The organism is Pantoea sp. AS142 (assembly GCF_037152305.1).
Classification (GTDB): Bacteria; Pseudomonadota; Gammaproteobacteria; order Enterobacterales; family Enterobacteriaceae; genus Pantoea.
Genome location: NZ_JBBCMO010000004.1, coordinates 1 through 17520 on the forward strand (window position 1 = coordinate 1; position 17520 = coordinate 17520).

The 17520-nt window shown below is 50.0% G+C and carries 17 protein-coding genes; 7 read left to right on the forward strand and 10 right to left on the reverse strand.

Features of this window, described 5'->3' with window-relative positions:
- The 3 genes from WFO64_RS09455 to WFO64_RS22560 form a co-directional block, all read left to right on the forward strand.
- Nucleotides 1-478 (forward strand): integrase core domain-containing protein (locus WFO64_RS09455; RefSeq protein ID WP_337011063.1); only part of this gene is annotated, 478 nt, incomplete at its 5' end.
- Nucleotides 479-657: 179 nt separating this feature from the next.
- Nucleotides 658-873, forward strand: a complete 216-nt coding sequence (locus tag WFO64_RS09460; RefSeq protein WP_442956145.1) for a DUF7828 domain-containing protein — start codon at nt 658-660, stop codon at nt 871-873.
- Nucleotides 818-961 (forward strand): putative zinc ribbon protein, encoded by a 144-nt coding sequence (locus WFO64_RS22560; RefSeq protein ID WP_442956144.1) that lies wholly within the window; start codon nt 818-820, stop codon nt 959-961. Before WFO64_RS09460 ends, WFO64_RS22560 begins: the two co-directional genes overlap by 56 nt.
- 413 nt (nt 962-1374) lie before the next feature.
- Here the strand turns inward: WFO64_RS22560 and WFO64_RS09465 are convergent, their stop codons facing one another.
- The 3 genes from WFO64_RS09465 to WFO64_RS09475 form a co-directional block, all read right to left on the reverse strand.
- On the reverse strand, nt 1375-1536 hold the full coding sequence (locus tag WFO64_RS09465) for a hypothetical protein (RefSeq protein WP_337011065.1): 162 nt from the start codon (nt 1534-1536) through the stop codon (nt 1375-1377).
- A 16-nt stretch (nt 1537-1552) separates the two neighbouring features.
- Nucleotides 1553-2524: a toll/interleukin-1 receptor domain-containing protein gene (locus WFO64_RS09470; protein WP_337011067.1), complete on the reverse strand. Its 972-nt coding sequence runs from the start codon at nt 2522-2524 to the stop codon at nt 1553-1555.
- Nucleotides 2525-2605: 81 nt separating this feature from the next.
- A complete protein-coding gene (locus WFO64_RS09475; protein ID WP_337011069.1) occupies nt 2606-3121 on the reverse strand; it encodes a hypothetical protein in 516 nt (171 codons plus the stop codon).
- A gap of 341 nt (nt 3122-3462) precedes the next feature.
- On the opposite strand from WFO64_RS09475, the gene WFO64_RS09480 reads away from it, so the two are divergent.
- The 4 genes from WFO64_RS09480 to WFO64_RS09495 all read left to right on the forward strand — a co-directional run bounded on the left by WFO64_RS09480 (nt 3463) and on the right by WFO64_RS09495 (nt 11014).
- Nucleotides 3463-4380 carry a WYL domain-containing protein gene (locus WFO64_RS09480; protein ID WP_060175513.1) on the forward strand — a complete coding sequence of 306 codons (918 nt, stop codon included), beginning with the start codon at nt 3463-3465 and terminating at the stop codon, nt 4378-4380.
- Nucleotides 4381-5056: 676 nt separating this feature from the next.
- Entirely contained in the window at nt 5057-8155 is a 3099-nt protein-coding gene (locus tag WFO64_RS09485) for a type I restriction endonuclease subunit R (protein WP_337011071.1), read from the forward strand.
- Entirely contained in the window at nt 8149-9786 is a 1638-nt protein-coding gene (locus WFO64_RS09490) for an HsdM family class I SAM-dependent methyltransferase (protein ID WP_337011073.1), read from the forward strand. Before WFO64_RS09485 ends, WFO64_RS09490 begins: the two co-directional genes overlap by 7 nt.
- Nucleotides 9776-11014: a restriction endonuclease subunit S gene (locus tag WFO64_RS09495; protein WP_337011075.1), complete on the forward strand. Its 1239-nt coding sequence runs from the start codon at nt 9776-9778 to the stop codon at nt 11012-11014. The genes WFO64_RS09490 and WFO64_RS09495 overlap by 11 nt, the downstream gene beginning before the upstream one ends.
- 307 nt (nt 11015-11321) lie before the next feature.
- On the opposite strand, the gene WFO64_RS09500 is transcribed toward WFO64_RS09495, so the two are convergent.
- The 7 genes from WFO64_RS09500 to WFO64_RS09530 form a co-directional block, all read right to left on the reverse strand.
- Entirely contained in the window at nt 11322-12587 is a 1266-nt protein-coding gene (locus WFO64_RS09500; RefSeq protein ID WP_337011077.1) for a tyrosine-type recombinase/integrase, read from the reverse strand.
- 442 nt (nt 12588-13029) lie between these two features.
- Nucleotides 13030-13380, reverse strand: coding sequence for a DUF1493 family protein (locus tag WFO64_RS09505; protein ID WP_337011079.1), 351 nt, complete (start codon nt 13378-13380; stop codon nt 13030-13032).
- On the reverse strand, nt 13374-13817 hold the full coding sequence (locus WFO64_RS09510) for an STM2901 family protein (protein WP_337011080.1): 444 nt from the start codon (nt 13815-13817) through the stop codon (nt 13374-13376). Before WFO64_RS09510 ends, WFO64_RS09505 begins: the two co-directional genes overlap by 7 nt.
- Nucleotides 13818-14093: 276 nt before the next feature.
- The gene (locus tag WFO64_RS09515) at nt 14094-16424 is read right to left on the reverse strand and encodes a phage/plasmid primase, P4 family (RefSeq protein WP_337011082.1); all 2331 of its coding nucleotides are present in this window, start codon (nt 16422-16424) and stop codon (nt 14094-14096) included.
- Nucleotides 16425-16438: 14 nt separating this feature from the next.
- Nucleotides 16439-16762: a DUF5375 domain-containing protein gene (locus tag WFO64_RS09520; RefSeq protein ID WP_337011084.1), complete on the reverse strand. Its 324-nt coding sequence runs from the start codon at nt 16760-16762 to the stop codon at nt 16439-16441.
- On the reverse strand, nt 16759-16983 hold the full coding sequence (locus WFO64_RS09525) for a hypothetical protein (protein WP_275771770.1): 225 nt from the start codon (nt 16981-16983) through the stop codon (nt 16759-16761). Before WFO64_RS09525 ends, WFO64_RS09520 begins: the two co-directional genes overlap by 4 nt.
- Nucleotides 16980-17519, reverse strand: a complete 540-nt coding sequence (locus tag WFO64_RS09530) for a host cell division inhibitor Icd-like protein (RefSeq protein WP_337011088.1) — start codon at nt 17517-17519, stop codon at nt 16980-16982. The genes WFO64_RS09525 and WFO64_RS09530 overlap by 4 nt, the downstream gene beginning before the upstream one ends.
- Nucleotide 17520 lies beyond the last annotated feature (1 nt).

Below are 17520 nucleotides of genomic sequence, written 5' to 3' on the forward strand. Positions count from 1 at the left end.
GCACGACGCACTGACATGTGGCCGACGTTTTCGGACTTTCAACGTCGTGGATGATTTTAACCGCGAGGCTCTGGCGATAGAGATTGACCTGAATATCCCGGCACAGCGGGTGGTTCGGGTGCTGGACAGGATAGTGGCAAACCGTGGATATCCGCTGAAAATGCGGATGGATAACGGGCCAGAACTGATATCACTGGCTCTGGCGCAATGGGCTGAAGACCACGGTGTGACGCTGGAATTTATTAAGCCGGGTAAGCCAACGCAGAACGCCTTTATTGAACGGTTTAACCGAACGTACCGGACAGAAATCCTGGATTTTTACCTGTTCAGAACGCTGAACGAAGCACGGGAAATCACGGAGCGCTGGGTGACGGAATACAACAGCGAGCGGCCTCATGAATCCCTGAATAACCTGACGCCGGAAGAATATCGGCTGATGGCTGAGAAACCGGAAATCTCAAAAAGTGTGTGGAACTAAAACGGGTCTGTTTACACAGCCATATATTCTCTGATGTTGAAAGCCGGGGCTATGAGACGACATGCGCATGCTGCAGTGTTACCTGGCAAATAACCGTGAAGGTCACTTTGTAACGGCTGACGAAGCCATAAGTGCAACCAGGCCAGGTATGGAGCTGCGCCTCCTGTGGCTGTCGTCTGGTGCTGCATGCCGGCTCTTACGGTGACCCAGCCTGGTTTGAACACGATCAGCGCTCAGTGGCACAGCATGTACTGATGAAGTGCCCATCTGGACCCGGAAGTGAAGGCGGAGGCTCGTCACAGAAAGTTATGCAACATCATCAATGGGCTGGATGCGTCGGTGACAACACTCTCCTGGTACTGTGTCTGGTGTGGTGGACATTACAGCGCGGATAAATATTGTGCGTCGTGTGGAACGGGCATTTACAGTATTGAAAAATCCAGCTGGCAACTGAATTACTGCTGTGATATTAGCCCAAGATGACCACGGTCAGTCTGGAAGAGCCGCATCATCCGTAATGCATGACTGCCGCTGGCTTTACACGTGGCAAGTACCTGCCGGATTTCTGTATGCCCCGTTGGGTACCCGCGGTGTTTAGCGACCGCTTCTTAAGAACTCCCCTGTTGCAGGCACTTACCATTTCGAATGGTGATGAGCAGGTTACCAGAGAAACAATCCATCCCCCGACTTTTCCGCGGAAGAACTGAACGCGAGTGTGTTTTACAAGACCCTTATTATCTATCAGAACAAAACTTTTCCTGAAAGTGCTGTCGGCATTCAGCTATTGCTGAACATATATCTCGTGCAGGGCGCATGTGATAGGTTATCGTGGTCTGGAATCCCCTTCCGGGTTGAAATCCCAAGTGTTCAAGACTTATAACATCATCAGTCTTGATTCAGCCACGCTCACCATGCTCACCGATATTTCCCTCACGATAAACGATGATTTTCTCCGGATAGTCAGGATTTTCACCTTCCTTCGAGAAAATCTCATAGCGGACATCGCCGGTGCGTTCATTGCTCAACAGCAGTACTTTTACCAGATTGAGCTGTACCATTGTTGCCTCCCGGTCCTCAGGACATACTTTGTTTTACGGATTTGAAGAACATATCCCACAAATGTTCTGCCATACCTTCATTAGTCAGTAATGTGTTATGACTGTTTCCGGTGAACCCCATCATCGTGCGAAAACCCAGAGACTGACCGTTATCCGCCAAACTTAGACTTTCGTTGTAGCTGTTTCGAACCATGCCGTCATGACTGAAACAGACTGAGCCTACCCCATGGAGTCTGTCACCACGCCAGACCCCACACTGCCCCTTCCGGGTACCGTGTAAATAAATCGCGCAGGTGAACGCGCTGGAGTCAACCGGTTGAAATTCCACTTCTATACCTGGGTTGCGTTGTTTTAGCTCGAAGAGAGAGTTTTCAAAATAGCGTGCAACATACTCAAAACCTTCACGGCTAGCCCGATCTTTATCGAGATCGCTGAATGTTTTTGGAAGCGAGAGGTTGCCAGATCGGGGCTTTAAAACTGAATTTACCGACGGTGATAGTTGAGCCTTTGATGAAGTTGAAGCGTGAGGCACTTGGGTTGAATTGTTGGTATCAATACGGGCAGCAGCCTTTGATACTGCATCAACAACCTGCACAAACCCGTCATCATGACTGGGGAACTGAGTAATCGGTTTCCCATCTTTGGTTGCGGCCAGTAGCTTACCAAAAGGGAGATTGTGCCAGGCACAATTGCGCAAAATCACCGGGATGACTATCGCTTCCCCTCGTTCATGCCGCGCCATTGCATTCTTAATTTCAATATTCCAGCAATAATCCGATGCAATGAAGTCGCTACTGACTAACAGCAGAATAATATTGGCTTCGGCGAAATAGCGATCTATTTCATGCTCAAATTCCTGCCCAGGAGCAATACGTCGGTCATGCCACGCGCTGATTGTTCCCATGCGTTTTAACGGTGAGAGATGCGTTTCGAGCTCGTTACGCAAGGCTTCATCTGCATGAGAATAGGAAAAAACGAGGGTAGCCATAAACGTTAATCTCTCCTTAAATATCCTTGATATCCAGCTATTGTAGTTAGTGTAAAAAGGGGCAAACAGCCCCTAACACGATTAACATGCACTCATCCCATCAGGAGGCATCTTAGGGTTGGCTGCAGCTTGGTTTACTAATTTAAGGATCGCTTCCTTGCCAAACTCCTTGCATAGACGAGCAATGTCCCTTTGTGCATGTGAACGTTTATGTTGCGCGTGTAACCTTGCGCATTTCCTCATAATCTCCTCCGGTTCGGATTTCAGAGAATGAAGATCCTCTTTACTGATGAAAAAAACCGCCTGATTGGTGATTCCACCAACATCAGAGCCCGTTGAAACGGAATTTGTTGAGACAGGGAGATTCTTCAGCTTCAAGGAGTGAATGACCGCAGATGCTCGTTTAACGCTAAAATCGGCATTAATTTCATACCCTGCAGTTGTGATCGTTTTTCCATCACATAAGGCTGCAAATACGCACAGGCTTGATTTTTGCAAACGCATTATCACGTCAAGCATGATGAAATTGCCTGAAAAATAAGCATTGAGCTTGTGCCGCGCAATTTCGGGTGAATACTGGTCGGTTACTTTTTCCATCAGTTACTCCAAATCGGTTTATTGGTACCGTTACTGGAGCCACGCTTGTCGATTACGTTGTGAATAACGTATACTCGAAATGCGATTAGCAGGGCTCAAGTGGCGGATTATTCCTCCGCAGAGGTTTTGTTTTTCTGGTGAAGGTTGTCTGCAAACAACCTTCACCATCCCTTCCAGAAGAAATACTCATACAGAACAATTGTTCTATCCAAATATTCCTCCAGAACGATACTGCTGATGATCAATTTATCAATAGGTGTCAATCCTAACTCATTGCAAGCAGTAGATCAACATGTGATAATTGACAGTATACTTAATGTATCATATATCGGAGTGTTACGATGACAGAATTTCATGACGTTCATTTGGAACTGCTTGTTGAAGCCTATTCGCTTCCTCAGGCAGAGCGACTGGCGTACATCGATTTGTGTATACGCTACCTCGGCAGCATATCCAGGGCCGAAATTATGGCTGAGTTCAAAGTTGCACAGGCTGCAGCCTCAAAAGATCTTGCTTTATATCGGGAACTCAAGCCAGGTAACTGTAGTATTGATACGGCAACCAAAAGGACGATTATTTCTCATGGTACCTATACTCCGTTGGTGCAGATTAGTGTTCATACGGCGCTGAATCTGATCCAGTATGGTTTCTCTCGTTCGGAGCTGATGCAAAAACGTCCGATGCTGCCGATTGATGAGATAGACCCGCTTTATCTACCCGAGCGTTTGAAAGAAGAACAGGTCTATGTTGTCACCAGGGCAATAAAAGGCCGCTATGCGATCAAATGCACATATGGCTCAGAAAGTGGCGAGCATGGCAAACGGATACTATTTCCATCAGCATTATTTGTAGATCGGAAAAACTGGTACTTCAGAGCTTATGATCGAAACGATTCGGATCCAAAACTGAGTGGGTTTAAAAACTTTAAGTTATCGAGAATTTTTGATGTTGAGCAAGAGGAATCGATACTGCCGACGGTTGCAGAGTTGACGGACAGAGAATGGAATGAGGAGGTTACCTTTATCATTGCATTCAAAAAGGACCTTCGACCTGAGATTGTAGATAAAATCTCTCGTGAGTTTTCGATCAGCGGTAATGTACATTCTGTTACATGTCGCGCTGCTTTGGCCTGGTACGTAAAGACCAACTGGAAAATAGATCTGACTGGAAATAACAATAATGGTTGGTTGTACTTTGATGTCCTGAATAAAGAAGCTTTACAAGAAGTTAAATGCTTGGAGAAGTTGTTTGAAGAGTAATATTTTCAGTCACTGCTCTTCCAAACTGGAGTTTGGTTGCGGATGGGCAAGTTATTGCGTCAACATTCGCTATCTACTGTCTTACGCTAGGTATGGTTCGGGAGACGTCACATGTTGATGATGCATAGTAGCTGAGACTGATAACGATTCAGCTTGCCCGCTAGTGAGTAGATGTACAGGCTCTGTACTGCCTGAGCATCCTAAATTACTGATCCACTACAACCCGTATTTGCAGGTTGAGTGGCCTTTGTGGATGGTTTCACCGAACTAAAGATTCGTGCCATGCAGAGCTTTAGTCTGCGCTATCTGTGACTTCACCAGTTATCTGAGTGAATTGTGCAGAACCAGAACCGGCTACCGTTCTTCTGACTTAGCGGCGTATTCTGGCCTGACATGAGCGTTGATTCCTAGCGAACCGCCGATCGACGTTCCAAGCGAAAACATGATCGACCAGAGCTGGATACGCAACTTTGCCACCATTCTTGATTTTCACGAAAAATTTCAGAGTCTGGCACGGCGGTTATCATTTTCAGTAAAGCGCGACAAATGTACTCCGGCAGTTAACAGAGAACGTGTAACATAGATACAAATTGAACAAACATTGTTGCCAGCCGTTCGGGGGTTGTGGAATACCGCATGGCCTGAGACGTGATAAATACCAAAAACAGAGAACACGATGAAATTCACCGAAGACACCCGGGTAAAAATCCCCGTCATCCTCCACCTGATACGGCTGGGCTACCGCTACCTGTCTCTGAAAGAACAACACTGGGACAAAGAAACCAACATCTTTCCTGACCTCTTCACCGCTGCAGTTGGCAGAATTAACCCCGGAATTGCGCCCGACGACATCGGGCGCCAGTTAAAAGATCTCACGCTGCTTCTCGACAACGACGACCTAGGCCGCGCCTTCTTCGAAAAACTCAGCGACCGTTCCGGCATCAAACTGATAGACTTCGATAACTTCAACAACAATAGCTTCTATGTCGTCACCGAACTGACCTGCGAAAACGGGGATGAAGAGTTCCGCCCGGACATCACGCTGCTGATCAATGGCATGCCACTGATCTTTATCGAAGTGAAAAAGCCCAACAACCGCGAAGGTATCGTCGCAGAACGCAACCGCATCAACGAACGCTTTAAGAACCCCAAATTCAAACGCTTCGCCAATATCACCCAGTTCATGATCTTCTCCAACAACATGGAGTATGACGACAGTGACCCGGAGCCGATTCAGGGGGCATTTTACGCCAGCAGCTCATACAGCAACCCGGTATTCAACTACTTCCGCGAAGAAGAACTCTTCAACCTGACCAACTTACTGAAACCGCTGTCAGAAGAAACCGAAATCGCCGTTCTGAAAGACAACAACCTGGAAGTCATTCGCACCAACCCGGAATTTCAGACCAACAAAGATCACAACCGCCCGACCAACCGCCTTTGCACCGCGCTGTTGAGCCGCGATCGGCTGGCATTTATCCTGCGCTATGCGCTGGTGTACGTCGCCGAACCGGGCGGCATCCAGAAGCACATCATGCGTTACCCGCAGCTCTTCGCCACCAAAGCAATCGAGCGCAAACTGAACGCTGGCGTGAAAAAAGGCATTATCTGGCACACCCAGGGCAGTGGAAAAACCGCACTGGCTTACTACAACGTGCGCTTCCTGACGGATTACTTCCAGAGTCAGCAGGTGATCCCAAAATTCTACTTTATTGTTGACCGTCTGGATCTGCTCCAGCAGGCGCAGCGCGAGTTCACCGCCCGTGGCTTAATTGTTCACCTTATTGACTCACGCGAAGCCTTCACCCGCGACATCAAAGCGGCGCAGGCGCTGCACAATCACCACGGCAAAGCGGAAATCACCGTCGTCAACATCCAGAAATTCCGCGATGACCCGGACGTCGTCACCATCAAAGACTACGACATCAACATCCAGCGCGTGTATTTCCTCGATGAAGTCCACCGCAGCTACAACCCCAAAGGGAGCTTCCTGGCGAACTTAAGCCAGTCGGACACCAACGCCATCAAAATTGGCCTGACCGGTACACCTCTGCTGGGAACGGACTACAACTCCCGCGACCTCTTCGGCGACTACATCCACAAATACTACTACAACGCCTCCATTGCCGACGGCTACACGCTGCGCCTGATCCGTGAAGAGATCGCCACCAACTACCGGATGATCCTGCAACAGGCGCTAAAAGACGTAGAAGTCAGAATGGGCGATGTAGATCGCAAATACATCTACGCCCATCCCAGCTTCGTCAAACCGATGCTGGACTACATCGTCACCGACTTTGCCAAAAGCCGGGGCGCGCTGAATGATGGCACCATCGGCGGCATGGTGATATGTGACAGCTCTGAACAGGCCAAACAGATGTTTGAATTGTTCAACGCCGACTACGCCGAATCGCCCACCGTTGCCGATGAAGTTACCGACGAAATGTCTATATTACAGGCCGCAGAACCCGCTGCCGTTTACCAGATCCACGCCAAAGAAACACGGAAAATCAAACGCGCCGCTCTGATCCTGCACGACATCGGCAGCAAGCAGGAACGTAAAGAATGGGTGGAACAATTCAAGGCGGGTGAGATTGACCTGCTGTTCGTCTACAATATGCTGCTCACCGGCTTTGATGCCAAACGGCTGAAAAAACTCTACCTCGGGCGGGTGATCAGAAAGCACAACCTGCTCCAAGCGCTGACCCGCGTCAACCGAACCTACAACCACTTCCGCTACGGCTACGTGGTGGACTTCGCCGATATCCGCCAGGAATTTGACGCCACCAACAAAGCCTACTTCGAAGAGCTACAGGCCGAACTGGGCGACGAAATGGAGCACTATTCCCGCCTGTTCAAATCGGCGGAAGAGATCCGCGAAGAAATTGAACACATTAAAGATGTTCTGTTCAGTTTCGATACGGAAAACGCAGAAATTTTCACTGACCAGATAAACCAGATCCAGGACCGGGAAACCGCGCTGGCGCTAAAAAACGCGCTGGCCGATGCCCGCAGCCTGTACAACCTGATCCGCCTCCAGGGCAACACTGAGTTTCTCCAGGCGCTGGACTTCAACAAACTCAACATCCTCTACCGCGAAGCCAGCCACCGCCTCGACTTACTCAACCTGAAGGCGGATCTGGAGCAGGGTGTTGACCTCTCCGGTCTGTTGAACCGTGCGCTGGAAGAGGTGATCTTTGAATTCCACAAAGTGGGCGAAGAAGAACTGGTGCTGGCTGACGAACTGAAAGAGACGCTGCGCCGTACCCGTGAAGCGCTGGCCGCCAACTTCGACCAGCAGGACCCGCAGTTCGTCAGTTTGAAAGACGAACTGGAGCGACTGTTTAAGAAAAAGAAACTCAGCGAAGTCACCCAGGAAGAAATGGTTGCGAATATTGGCACACTCAATAAAATTCATGACCGTATTAAAGAGCTGAACCGTCAGAACAACCTGCTGCGCCAGAAATACCGGGGCGATGTGAAATACGCGCGTACCCACAAACGCCTGCGCGAGCACGGCGGCCTTAGCGAGCCAGAGCGTAAAATCTTCGAAGCACTGCTCGGTGTCAAGCTGGATGCGGATGGAAAAGTGCTGAACAATAGCCAAATACTGAACAATGAAAGCTACTTTGAACGCCAGATCGTGTCATGCGTGCTGGAACACTTTGAAAAACAACAGAAGATCACTCTCAGTGCGAAAGCGGCTGGCGATATCAACCGCCTGATTGTGGCGGAATACCTGAACGAATTTAATACCGGAGCACGTACGTGGTAGAACTGGAATTTAGAGACAAAACTAAAACCCTGATCGATAGCCTGAAAAGCATTTGTGCTAACTACGGTCTGGGCAACGACGGTAACGAATTCAAAATCATCACTCAGGCATTTCTATACAAATTCCTGAACGACAAATTCGCCTTTGAAGCCAAAAAGGTGGATACAAGCATCGCCAGCGCCGAAAAATGGGAAGTTGCGCTCAATCAGATGAGTGAAGAACAGCGGGATAAGCTGCAACTGAAAATGAGCGCCGACACAGCGCGTCTGAAGCCACATCACTTCATTCAGTATTTATACAACCGTCAAAATGAGGCCAATTTCGCCACCACCTTTGACGACACCCTGATGGACATCGCCGCTACCAACAACGATGTCTTCGCGGTCAAAACCGACGGCGGTGCAAAAGTGGTGCTGTTTGAACGCTTGAGCCAGTACATCGCCGACGAATCAAAGCGCGACGACTTCTGCCGTGCCATTATCAACAAACTGGCCGATTTCAGCTTCGAGCGCATCTTTACGCAGAAATTCGACTTCTATGCCACCATCTTTGAATACCTGATCAAAGACTACAACAGCAACTCCGGCGGTAAATACGCTGAATACTACACGCCCCATGCCGTAGCACGCATCATGGCGGAAATTCTGGTACCGAAAGCGCAACAGGGCGTCGTGCGCAACGTAAGTTGTTACGATCCATCCGCAGGTTCCGGCACACTGTTGATGAACGTGGCACACGCCATCGGGGAAGATCGTTGCAGCATCTTTGCGCAGGACATCTCGCAGAAATCCTCCAGTCTGCTGCGTCTGAACCTGATCCTCAATAATCTGGTGCATTCGATCCCCAACGTTATCCAAGGCAATACCATTCTGCATCCGTTCCACAAGGACGGCAGCGCACTGAAACGCTTTGACTACATCGTCTCTAACCCACCGTTTAAGATGGATTTCAGCGACTTCCGCGATGCGCTGGACAGTAAGGAAAACCAGCAACGTTTCTTTGCCGGGATACCGAAAGTACCCAAAGCCGCCAAAGACAAAATGGCGATTTACCAGTTGTTCCTGCAACACATCATTTTCTCGCTGAAGCCGGGTGGTAAAGCGGCGGTCGTAGTGCCGACCGGCTTTATCACGGCTCAGTCGGGTATTGATAAAGGCATTCGTGAACATCTGGTGAAAAATAAGATGCTGGCGGGAGTGGTCTCCATGCCGTCGAATATCTTTGCCACCACCGGCACCAATGTGTCGATCTTGTTTATCGACGCCAGCAACAAAGAGAAAGTGGTGCTGATCGATGCTTCTAACTTAGGGGAAAAAGTCAAAGACGGTAAAAACCAGAAAACGGTGCTGACAGAAGAAGAAGAGCAGCGCATCTGCGAAGTGTTCAATAATAAATGGAGCGAAGAAGATTTCTCGGTGGTGGTCAGCTATGACGATATCGTCGGGAAAAATTACTCGTTCAGCGCTGGCCAGTATTTTGATGTCAAAATTGAATACACCGATATGACGCCGGAACAGTTTGCCGCAAAGATGACAGGGTTTTCGGAGAATTTAAATAATCTTTTTGAACAGTCGCGCGAGTTAGAAGTAAAAATAAGAATGCAGATGGCAGATATCAACTATGAAATTTAACTATCTGAAAATAAGAGATGTATGTGATTTTGTCGGAGGAAGTCAACCTCCAAAATCGCAATTTATTTATGAACCTAAACCTGGGTATGTCAGGTTGATTCAGACGCGTGATTACAAAACAGATGCTTTTCCTACTTATATACCAAAATCATCGACGAAGAAATTTTGTAACGAATACGATATTATGATTGGGAGATATGGCCCCCCAATTTTCCAAATATGTCGCGGATTGAAAGGTGCATATAACGTTGCCTTGCTGAAAGTTATACCTAAAGAAGGTGTAAGTCGTGATTTTTTATACTATTTTCTTAAGCAAGACTCTGTTTTTCAATATGTCGATAAATTATCAGCCAGAACCGGAGGACAAACTGGGGTTGATCTGGTATCTTTAAAAAATTATCCAGTCAGAATACCAGAAAAAATAGAACATCAAGAAAAATTGGTGGCTATTCTTATTACCATTGATAAAAAAATCGCCCTTAACAACCGCATCAACGCTGAACTGGAAGCGATGACGAAAACGTTGTATGACTACTGGTTTGTTCAGTTTGATTTTCCTGATGTCAACGGGAAACCATATAAAACCTCCGGTGGAAAAATGTTGTATGATACTACTCTGAAACGCGAAATTCCGGCGGGTTGGAAATCTGGAACATTAGACGACTTAGGCCAAATTGTAGGTGGTAGTACTCCCACTACCAGTAAACCAGAGAATTTTACAGCAAATGGTACTCCATGGATCACACCAAACGATCTGTCTGACAATCAGAGTAATAAATTTATCTCTTGTGGTGCCCAAGACGTTTCTGTTGAAGGGATTAAAAGTGCATCACTAAAGATTTACCCTGCCGGAACGGTGTTATTAAGTTCACGGGCTCCTATTGGTTATATGGCGATTGCCCGAAATGAACTGACTACAAATCAGGGTTTTAAATCCTTCATTCCTTCAAAAAATTACTCAACGGAATATGTGTACTATACGGTGAAAAATAACTTGCCAGTTATTGTCAAAAATGCCTCGGGCTCGACGTTTAAAGAAGTTTCCAGTTCTGTTTTGAAGAGTATTAACGTTATGCTTCCAGCATTTTCTGTTACTGATAGTTTTACAAAAACTGTGACTGGAATATTTTCCCGCCAGGAAAAACTAGAACTTGAAAATCAGCAACTTATCGCACTCCGAGACTGGCTCCTCCCTCTACTTATGAGCGGACAGATCACAGTTAAATAATCCCGACGTGTTTTGCGGGGCGCAGTCCGGATCAGTACTGTGCTCCGCTCACTGTATCCAAATACCATGCCATCTCTTAATGGATGTGGTATATCTCACATTTACTGGTATTAATTATTACTACACCTAATCAACCTATAACTGTCATAAAAGATCTGAGTTTTCACTATGATTAGACAGTCAATCCAGTTCAGTAAATCGCCGGGATATGCATTATTATGAATATCCCGGTGATTTATAGTATATTTTGCCCCTTGCTAGAATTCTCTTATTTAAAATGAATATTGATGAAGTAGTTCGTTCCAACTTATCTCAATGGGTTGTTAGTTTTGGCATAGTCAAAGGGAGAGATAACTTCTTGCATATTCGCATCCAGATAATCCGCCCACCACTGCAGCATCAACCTCCTCTCCCCCAGATGCTCCGCCTTATGAATATAAGCCGCCCGCACAGAGCTGCGTTCCTGATGGCTCATCTGCCGCTCTACCGCATCTCTCGACCATAGCCCCGACTCAATCAACGAACTACACGCCATCGTTCTGAAACCATGTCCGCATACTTCCGTTTTGGTGTCATAGCCCATCACTCGTAGAGCCTTGTTCACCGTGTTCTCACTCATGGGTTTACGCGGATCGTGACCTCCTACCAAGATCAGGTCACGGTTCCCATTCATGCTTTTGATCTTTTCCAAAATTGCGAGAGCTTGTCGCGACAAAGGAACAAGATGAGGTGTCCGCATCTTTGAACCACGCTGAGAATGCTTAACTCCTTCCAGTGGCTCACGCTCGCCCGGAATCGTCCACATAGCCCTTTCAAAATCTACTTCTGACCAGCGGGCAAACCGCAGTTCACTTGAACGAATGAAGACCAACAAAGTGAGTTCAACAGCCAATCGAGTTAGGGGTCTGCCAGAATAGTGATCAATGCGATGAAGTAACTCAGGAATTCGGTTAAGTTCCAGAGCTGCACGGTGCTGTCTTTTCGCCGTAGCAACCGCACCGGCAATCTCTTGCGCGGGGTTATAGTCGATTAAGCCGCTCTGCACAGCAAAGCGCATAATCGCGGTAGTTCGCTGTTGTAAACGGGCGGCGACTTCGAGTCGTCCGGATGATTCCACCCCTTTAATGGGTACAAGAAGATCCCGTGTTTTCAATTCAGCAATGTTCCGCTTACCGATAGCAGCAAAGAGATTATCTTCTAAGCTTTTCAATACACGAGCACTGTGCGACTCAGACCACTTCTGATTGCTGGCGTGCCAGTCTCTGGCAACCACTTCAAACGTTATCGCCTCTTGCTCCTGCTCTACCTTAACGGCTTTCTTGCTCTCACTGGGATCGACGCCATTAGCTAATAGTTTACGGGCCTCATCCCGGCGAGCCCTTGCATCCGCCAGCGAGACTTCGGGGTACTTCCCCAGCGCCAGCATTTTTTCTTTACCACCAAAGCGATAACGAAGTCGCCAGTATTTTGAACCGTTAGGGTGAACCAGCAAAACCATGCCTTCACCGTCAGTCAGTTTATAGGCTTTTGCTTCAGGCTTAGCTGAACGAACCTTCACATCACTCAGAGCCATGATGAGTATCCTTTCAAGGGTTCTGTGTGGGTACAAACATTATCGAACCGGGATATACCCGCAGATGTACCCGCATCAGTAAGTTGATGTAGATTGAATCAGGTTGACTTAGGTTGAGTGAAAAAACGAGGAAAGCCTTGCGGATACTGGATTTCAGGCACAAAAAAAGACGTCCGTTGACGTCTATTGATGTTCCGATGGTGCGAAGGCCGGACTCAAACAATACTGCAACTATATGTTCTGTATGAAAATAAAATAACACAAAACTAAGAATGCCCCCTTTTGTGCCTCCTCATTATTTTAATGAATTTTTTAAGGGCAGATGGTCTTTAAGATTGAAGAGTAGCCAACCAGCAGATTTCCCGACCGATGAGTTAGGCTCCGAAAGACGGAACCTAACCGCGTTAACTTCATCTGGATGAGATAGCAGCGCTTGCATGGGCTAGCTGAAAAGCCACCGTCCGGCTTTTGCTGATTCAACGAGCATATGAATCGTCAAGGGTTTGGGTTCAACGTCAGGGAGCTTATGGGATTTAGGCCTTAAGAAATTAGGCAGAAATCCTTTTTCATAAGGCCAGTATGCAAGAAAATCAAATTCGCTGTTATCAACGTTAAATCGCTCGAAATAGTCATTCATTATTTCGTCACCAGTTTCTCTGGCCCAGGGATATTTACCTGTCGATAGACTGGTATCAATCGTTAGCTCAGGCTTATCTTTTGAAAAAAGAGGCTTAAAATTATAATTATTCTCATACCATTCCAATACAGCGCTTTCGATTGTGTCTTTTACCATAACTTGTCCCCTTCTTTTGCAATCAGGTTGTAAGCGTGGGTCGTTTTCCATCCAATTTGAGTCACGTCATTTATGATAAATCCTATACCCAATATGGGTATCCAGCGTCCAGCGAAAGCACCCAGGTTATTAACATAGCTGAATCTCAATCCTTTAATGCTTTCGGTAGTAAGTGTTGGCCAGCGGTGCACTCTAATCTTTAACCAAACACGAAGATTTGCACTCAAGATTGAAGTTCCCTTAGTTGTTCCGGCTGGTTTTGCGCGCGTGGTTTGGGTTGGTTGACCTAAAATTATTAGTGCTAAAGTGGCTACATCTTCCACACCAAGCTGTTTTTGAGTCTCATCCAGGAACACGAAGAAAAAAAGCTCTCCAGCGGAAAGATTGAACATTCCTTTGTAAAAATACGTCCCTTTCAGCTCTTCGACAGTATCCATTACGCATCTCCTTTATGACTGTCTCAGTACCTTATCTGCCGAATTGAGGTTCGTCCATAATCAAAATTTGAGATTCATTAATTGCAGTAGAGGATAATGAATTCAAATTTTCGATAAAAAAAGATTTTACAGAAAACCCTTCACATTGTTCACCTTCCATTTTTATTTATATATATCAGGCAATTAAATGATGAATGATAGGTGTAGGGTGAAGGATATCATTCATCACCGGTGAAGTTCAGGTATAAAAAAACCGGCTTTCGCCGGTTCAGATAGTCATGCTGCTGGAGGGGCGTCGCACTTTGGCAGCCAGTCGGTGCTGCTTTCTTCCGTCAGATCAAGGTTGGTCTGCATCCCCAGCTTTGTACGCCGCTTCATGTAGTGCTTTCCGTATTCCCGCATGATGCTCTCCAGTGACAGGCCAAACATCTTCATGCTCAGCGGATTCCTGTAGCCGTTGGCCTCCATATAGGCCAGATAGGCATGATAAAGATAACGCCTGGGCTGAAGCGGTCTGATACTGGCGTTACCCATATAGAGTGCGTTTGGCTCGGGCGTCGTAAACAGGTAGCCGCAGAAATCCACCATCGGGTCCGCATCGCGCTTGATGCGCATCGCCTCGTCGGAGTTCTGCTGCGACTGAAGCAGCGACCGGGCCTGCTGTGGCTGGCTGAACTGCTGCATCAGCTGGCGCACGATAACGGACAGCTCACCGCTGATTTTTTCCTTCAGCTGCGGGTCACGCTCGTCTGCCGGGATGATTTCCGGGAAGTGCAGAATAACCCGGCGGCGCGACACGCCCCCGCTGCGGTCGGTGAAGCGCATCGGGTTGTTGTTCACCGCCAGAATCACCGCCGGAATGTGGGTTGAGTAGGCGTCGCGGTACTTCGGGTCAACGGATACCGCATCGCCGCCGGTAATCGCCTTGATGCCCGCGCCGTCGCCGCTCCACTTTTCCTGGTCGGGCAGGATAATCAGCGAATACCCAATCACCGCCGCACGTTCGCGCGACGACTCCAGCGTTTCGATAGTTGCTGAAGTGGTGTTGTCCGTTCCGGCCAGCATGGTGGCGATTTCCGCCATGATGCTCTTACCGCTGCCACCGGGGCCGGTGACCTCCAGAAACAGCTGCCAGTCGTAACGGTTCGCCAGCACCATAAACAGCGCGGCCAGAATAATGTCGCGTTTGGCCGGGTCCCGTCCGGCGGCGCGGTCGAGCCACTGCCAGAAGTGCGGCGCATGGTCTGCCAGCGTTTCACCCTGAACGGGCTTTGTGTAGTCCACCTCGCTGACCGTGCGCAGCCAGAAGTCTTTACTGTGCGGGCTGAAACCACCGGTGCGGGTGTCCAGCACGCCGTTACGAAAGCCAATCAGGCGGCGCGCCGGATCGGCCTGCTGCGGCAGCATCAGCTTCAGCGTGTCCACTACGCCCGAAATCTTGCCCGCCGAAAACGGCGCGCGCAGGCGCTGAAACAGCTTCGCCACGTCGCGCTCAAACTGCTTCCCGGAAATCACCTTCCACGCGCCGGAGCGGTAGCGTGACAGAATTTCCCCGCTGGCGTCCACGGCCAGCGCGCTGCGGTAGTGCTCCGCCACGCGCTCCGCCTTTTCACTGGCGCTCATGGCTGAAAATTCCGCCTCGCTCATTACGTCGAACGGACTGGCGGCAGGCGGCGTGGCGGCTCCGGCCAGCGCCAGCCGGGTGCTTTCCTCACCGTGCTGCATGAAGGCGTCATTCCAGTCACCGAACACCGGCGGCAGGGCCACGGCGGCGCGACTGGCTTCGGCTGCCTGCCTTGCTTTAGTCTGGCCGTCGCCGTTCAGGTCGCGGTCGGCGGCAATCAGCAGCGGCAGTGCGGCGTGCTTTTCACGGGCAAGGCCAGCCAGAGAAAGGAGGTTAACGGACGACAGGGCAATCCACACCTCATCCCCGGTCAGGTTGTGCACCGTCAGGCCGGTGGCGTAGCCCTCCGTCAGCCAGATGCGCGCTGCCGGTTTGCCGGTGCTGAGGACGTGGCACGCGCCTTTTACCTGGCCGCCCTTCAGCGTGCGCTTCTCGCCCGCGGCGTTAATCAGCTGCACGTTGACCAGCTGGCCGCCCGCATCATGGAGGGGAACGAGCAAATCACCGGCGCGATAGGCCGTGAGCGCGATTTTCTGCGACTTCGCCAGCGTCAGGCAGGACTGCTCCGGCCAGCCCTTACGGGACAGGTAGGCGTTGCCGGTTGCCTGCTGCGCGGTGCTGACCAGCTGCCGGGCCTGCTTCACGGCGGTGGCGCGTGCGGCTTCGTTATCTTCGCCCGCGCTGGCGACAGGCGTGCTGTCTATCGGTGGCAGGCTGCCGGTCAGGCCGTTTACCCGCGCGGCGGCTTCGGTCAGGCTCAGTGAGAGGGCCTTTTTCACCAGGTCCATGCCGTCACCGGCACCGCACTGATTACAAATCCACGTGCCTCGTCCCTCCTGGTCGTCAAAGCGGAAGCGGTCGGTTCCGCCGCATACCGGGCAGGAGGTATGGCGGTTCTTTACCACCTTCACGCCCAGCGCGGGCAGGATGCGGGGCCACTGGCCCCGCGCGGCTTTTGCCGCGTCTGATACTGTCATTTTCATTGTTCTTTACTCCCTCAGTGCAGCACCGGCGCGTCTTTGAGACGCCCGCAGAGTTCATCCATCACCACCTGTCCCAGAAAGCTCAGGCACGGGGCCGACTTGAGCGGCCCGGCGGCCAGCAGGTCGTCGAGCAGCGCGCAGGCAATTTCCTGACCGCGCTGGCGTCCGTGCTGGCGCAGATAGAAGCCTTCCAGCTCGGTTTCAATGGCGTGTTCAAGGCGCGCCAGCGTCAGGCCGGGATAGCGCTTCTGTTCGCGGCAGATGGTCAGCCAGGCGCAGGCCACCGCGCGGCGTGAAAGCGCGGAATGCAGTTCGGGGGAAAGGGTACGTGTACTCATGGCTCAACCTCCCCGTTCATCCAGCCGTCCTGACAGCGGTTTACCACTCCGTCCAGCTGCTCGGTGATGAGGAAAATCAGCGAATTCAGCTGCGCCTGCTGTATAGCCGGTGGCTGTTCGTGGCACTCCTGAAGCAGGGTCATGTCGCTGATAAAGCGCCCGGCGTTACGCAGGTGCTCAAGACGTAACAGATCGGCGTGGGAAATGGTGGCGTGAGTCATGCGCGCACCTCCCGTACCGGCAGGCGGGCGGCAAGTGACAGCACGTAATCGCGGGCCAGCGGCAGGCGTGCGGCGCGTTCGTCAGCGGCAACGGTGCGGAGCATGTGGATACGCTGCTGGCGCTCGGTACGGCGCACGGCGGCAAAGACGAAAACAAACTGAGGATATGGGGAATTAAGGACGGTAGCCATGATGGCAGTCTCCATTGAGTAGCGGTTATCGCCACCACCGGAAACGCCAATTTCACTGGTGGTAGCCCGGACGGGGTTGGCGTAACCGGCCTCAATGGATACCGGCGCTTCGTGAGAAGCCCCCGCCCGGGCCACCATTACACAGACGGCACTACGGCAATAACGCCGCAGCCCGAAAAATGGTTGCACTAAGGCATGGACACAAAAAAAGACGCATGGGGCGTCTGGTGTCGCCATTGAGATATTCAGGACGCCAATCCCGGCTGCCGATTTTGCGACAGCAGAAAGACTGTACCAGGGAATGGCCCCGGCGCGCAAGCCGGGGAACACAGGAAAATGCAGCATG

Coding starts and splice junctions, on each gene's coding strand:
- WFO64_RS09465 (WP_337011065.1), bottom strand. CDS start 1,536: ATGGTACAGCTCAATCTGGTAAAAGTACTGCTGTTGAGCAATGAACGC.
- WFO64_RS09470 (WP_337011067.1), bottom strand. CDS start 2,524: ATGGCTACCCTCGTTTTTTCCTATTCTCATGCAGATGAAGCCTTGCGT.
- WFO64_RS09475 (WP_337011069.1), bottom strand. CDS start 3,121: ATGGAAAAAGTAACCGACCAGTATTCACCCGAAATTGCGCGGCACAAG.
- WFO64_RS09480 (WP_060175513.1), top strand. CDS start 3,463: ATGACAGAATTTCATGACGTTCATTTGGAACTGCTTGTTGAAGCCTAT.
- WFO64_RS09485 (WP_337011071.1), top strand. CDS start 5,057: ATGAAATTCACCGAAGACACCCGGGTAAAAATCCCCGTCATCCTCCAC.
- WFO64_RS09495 (WP_337011075.1), top strand. CDS start 9,776: ATGAAATTTAACTATCTGAAAATAAGAGATGTATGTGATTTTGTCGGA.
- WFO64_RS09500 (WP_337011077.1), bottom strand. CDS start 12,587: ATGGCTCTGAGTGATGTGAAGGTTCGTTCAGCTAAGCCTGAAGCAAAA.
- WFO64_RS09505 (WP_337011079.1), bottom strand. CDS start 13,380: ATGGTAAAAGACACAATCGAAAGCGCTGTATTGGAATGGTATGAGAAT.
- WFO64_RS09510 (WP_337011080.1), bottom strand. CDS start 13,817: ATGGATACTGTCGAAGAGCTGAAAGGGACGTATTTTTACAAAGGAATG.
- WFO64_RS09515 (WP_337011082.1), bottom strand. CDS start 16,424: ATGAAAATGACAGTATCAGACGCGGCAAAAGCCGCGCGGGGCCAGTGG.
- WFO64_RS09520 (WP_337011084.1), bottom strand. CDS start 16,762: ATGAGTACACGTACCCTTTCCCCCGAACTGCATTCCGCGCTTTCACGC.
- WFO64_RS09525 (WP_275771770.1), bottom strand. CDS start 16,983: ATGACTCACGCCACCATTTCCCACGCCGATCTGTTACGTCTTGAGCAC.
- WFO64_RS09530 (WP_337011088.1), bottom strand. CDS start 17,519: ATGCTGCATTTTCCTGTGTTCCCCGGCTTGCGCGCCGGGGCCATTCCC.